This window comes from uncultured Ruminococcus sp. (assembly GCF_934476685.1).
In the GTDB taxonomy this organism is placed as follows: domain Bacteria; phylum Bacillota; class Clostridia; order Oscillospirales; family Ruminococcaceae; genus Hominimerdicola.
In genome coordinates this window covers 1-3,683 of record NZ_CAKSNX010000035.1, presented here as the reverse complement: position 1 = coordinate 3,683, position 3,683 = coordinate 1, and the positions used below count along the sequence as shown (strand labels likewise).

The window sequence follows — 3,683 nt, the reverse complement described above, 5'->3', positions numbered from 1 at the left end:
ACCTTAAAGTTACGAAATTTTAAGGTCTTTTGCAATAGTAATTACTTAATAATCAACAGATTATAACAAATATTTTTTATTTTTGTCATATACTAAGATGCTATCATTTAATCCTGAAAAGAAAAATTGCAGCGGTTGTGCGGCTTGTTATTCTGTATGTCCGAAGCATTGTATCACAATGTTGAGAGACGAGGAAGGCTTTGACTATCCTCAGATCTCATCGCCAGAGAACTGCATTAACTGCGGGCTGTGTGAAAAGGTATGTCCTATTCATAAAACATTTCTAGTACAAGTTGATCAGCAGGCATTTTGTGCCGTTACCAAAGACTATTCCATATGGCACCGGAGTGCCTCAGGAGGTGCATTCTCAGAGATATGTCGTGCATGGGGAGATGACAAGACGCTTGTTGTGGGAGCTGCATGGGATGGGCTATACGTACACCATATAGGCATCGTTGGGGTGGAAAACATTAAGCCCTTGTGCAACTCCAAGTATGTGTCAAGCCATATCGAGGACACATTCCGCGAAATTCGCGACTACCTCAAAACGGGCAAGGTGATTTTTTGTGGCACCCCTTGCCAGGTTAGCGGCCTTCGGTCCTTCCTGCGTAAGGATTATGACAACTTGCTTACCATCGACTTGATATGTCATGGAGTGGGTAGTCCTGCTGTATTTGAAGCCTGCACAAGGGCTATCAGCAAGCAGGCTGGAATGCCCTTGAAATCATACGCTTTCCGAGCTAAAAGAAAGGTACACGAAACAGATCACCTTACTTTATTAACATTCGATAACAAATCGGAATACGTAACCCAAGACCCTTACATACAGCTTTTCCTGAAGCAGACATGCCTGCGCCCGTCATGTGGAGAGAACTGCAAGTATCGAGGGCGGAATAAGCGTCCAGGTGATTTCACCATCGCCGACTTCAAAGGTTTGACCAAAGTTTTCCCAGATTTGTTAGGCACGAAGAAAAACTACTCAACCATTGTTGCTAACAGCGAGAAAGCCATTTCTGTCATTCCGCAGTTGAAAAGGCAAATGGCGATGCAGCAAGTCACGATTGAGGATATTGTAAAATACAATCCTCTCTTTGACCGTCACACTTGGTTTTCGGAAGAACGCGACAAGTTCTTTGAGGAATTTGTGAAGGACGAAGACGGAACTATAGGGAAATGGACAGAAGGTTTTGTTGTAAACAACAAAACTATGAAATCGGTTTTATTTACCAAATTGCCAGTATTTGTTCGAAAAATTCTAATTAAAGTAATAAAATAATGAAAACAGCTCATATAATTTGTGATAGGTATTTTTCCTTAGATGGAACAAATATCACCATAGGAGGTATGCAGACGTACTTTTCTAACCTTTCAATACTGCTCTTAAATAAGGGTTTTGATGTATGTATATATCATATAGCAAATATTAGTTTTCAAAAACAATACAATAACTGCAAAATATTTGGATTTAAGTATAGTGGAAAGAAATCTAATATGCCATTTTTCTTGTTTAATGAGGTAAAGAAAAATGCAAGCTTAAAAGATGACTTAATAATCTTTGGTAGCGAGTTCTGGATTGTTAATAACAGTGGGTTCAGATGCGTAGCCATTCAACATGGGATACCATGGGATGTTCCTTGCCATACCGATTATGGCAGTATTAGATATTGGATCTATTATGTATACAAAGCATATAAAGGTCTAAACAACATTAAAAAAGTCAATAAAGTCAATACTTTAGTATGCGTTGATTATAATTATATAAATTGGTACAGAGCTTTGGTCGCCTTCCCAAAAGTGAAGTTAACTTGCATACCGAATTTCTCAGAAATTCCTAGTGCACAATACTGTGATAAAGATAATAGTGCGATTAGAATTATATTTGCAAGAAGACTATGGGAATATAGAGGGACTCGAATATTTTGTAAAGCAGTTGAAAGACTATTAGCTGAGTTCCCTAATGTTTATGTCACAATTGCAGGAGATGGGCCAGATGAAAAATGGATGAAAGATCGCCTTAGCAAATTTGATAAAGTTGAGTTTATAAGATATTCCAGTGAAGATAGTTTGCTAATACATCAGAATATGGATATTGCTGTTGTCCCAACAATAGGTTCAGAGGGAACATCTCTTTCTATATTAGAAGCAATGGCAGCAAAATGTGCTGTAATTTGTACAGACGTGGGAGGTCTAACAAATATCATACTAGACAACTATAATGGATTGATTGTACCTGCAGGTGATTGTGATGCCCTATATTTAGCCATTAAGAAACTCATTGAGGAAGATGAACTTCGTATGACAATCTCAGAAAGAGGTTACCAAACTGTTTCATGCTCTTTCTCTTTAAATAAATGGCAAAAATCATGGTCCAAAATAATAGATGTATTGTATAAATGAACATAAAAAATGATTATGCTGTTCTTCTTTACATTCCTTATTTCCATTATTCTATTGGGATCAGTAGCTATTGGCCCATTCTCTATCAGAGTATATGTTACTATAGCTATGATGCTATTCTTATTCTATAAAAGCACAAAAGGTGGAAAAAATATCATATCAATTGATCATGGTCAATTAAATATATATGTTTTCTTCCTAATATTGATGGGCCTTGCTCAATTATTGAATGGTGAGATTATTGAGTATCAGTTCTTTAAGAAATTACTAGCGTATCATTTGGTTTCAATAGTGGCTTTTTTTTCTATCGAACATTATTTAAACACCGCTCAGGATTTAAAAAAAACAATAATTTTATTGACAGGTATAATGTTGTTTAATAGTGTGGTTACAATCCTTCAATTTATTGGGAATGATATAGGATGGTCGATAGGTATGTTTTTTGGTGATGTTCAGGAAAATATCGACTTTACAGAAACTCATAATTTTTTATTGGGATATAGTCGTACTCCAGGTATCTTTGGGGATGTAGTTCGTAATGCATTCGCAATAGCCATATTAGCACCTTTGTCTCTATGTCTTGTAGATGATCGTTCAAACCTTATTACAAAGATTTATGCTTTGATGTCATTTGGCTTCGCATTGGTTGCTTGTTTTATGACACAACAAAGGGCAGCATTTTATCTTCTCATGTTTTGTTTAGCTGTTTATCTGTTCGTCGCTATAAAAAAGAGTGCGATAGTATTTGTTGTTTTAGGTGTTCTTGCGGTATTGTTTGTAGATAACTTCAATTTTGATAATATCGACCTTGGCCGTTTATCACAAACAACGGATGATGCGAGAAGTGATTTATATAAACATGCGTTAGAGTTCATTCCTAAACATCCAATTCTCGGAGGACCTATGTCCTTCCAAAGAATGGCAGGATTATCATCTCATAATGTAGCCTTGGATTCTTGGATATTCGCAGGTTTCTTTGGTTTCATTACAATGATGATACTCATATGCAAAACCTTAATATCTGGAATAAAAACTTTTATAGAAGGGTTAAATATCGCCGGACAAAATAGATATATGATCTTCTGTTCAATAGCAGTTATAAACGCGATGTTATATGGTTTTACGCATAACACATCTTATCTGACAGGAGAGGTACTTATCTTTATTGCTTTAGCTCTAATGTTGAAATCGTCTAAATTAAATATGAAATCTAAGTATATGACAAAAATTTGAAAACATTGATTCGATAGCGGTTGGTGTGGTTCACAAGGCACTGGAAGATGTAG

3 protein-coding genes are annotated in these 3,683 nt (G+C 36.1%); all 3 read left to right on the top strand.

Annotation, left to right across the window (positions count from 1 at the left end; translation table 11 throughout):
- Nucleotides 1-97: 97 nt before the first annotated feature.
- Genes Q0E19_RS11670 through Q0E19_RS11660 form a run of 3 tightly spaced genes read left to right on the top strand, consistent with a single transcriptional unit; the run spans nt 98 to nt 3,630 of the window.
- Nucleotides 98-1,276 carry a Coenzyme F420 hydrogenase/dehydrogenase, beta subunit C-terminal domain gene (locus Q0E19_RS11670; protein ID WP_294409704.1) on the top strand — a complete coding sequence of 393 codons (1,179 nt, stop codon included), beginning with the start codon at nt 98-100 and terminating at the stop codon, nt 1,274-1,276.
- Entirely contained in the window at nt 1,276-2,397 is a 1,122-nt protein-coding gene (locus Q0E19_RS11665; protein ID WP_294409703.1) for a glycosyltransferase family 4 protein, read from the top strand. The genes Q0E19_RS11670 and Q0E19_RS11665 overlap by 1 nt, the downstream gene beginning before the upstream one ends.
- 9 nt (nt 2,398-2,406) lie before the next feature.
- Nucleotides 2,407-3,630, top strand: coding sequence for an O-antigen ligase family protein (locus tag Q0E19_RS11660; RefSeq protein ID WP_294409702.1), 1,224 nt, complete (start codon nt 2,407-2,409; stop codon nt 3,628-3,630).
- Nucleotides 3,631-3,683: the final 53 nt, after the last annotated feature.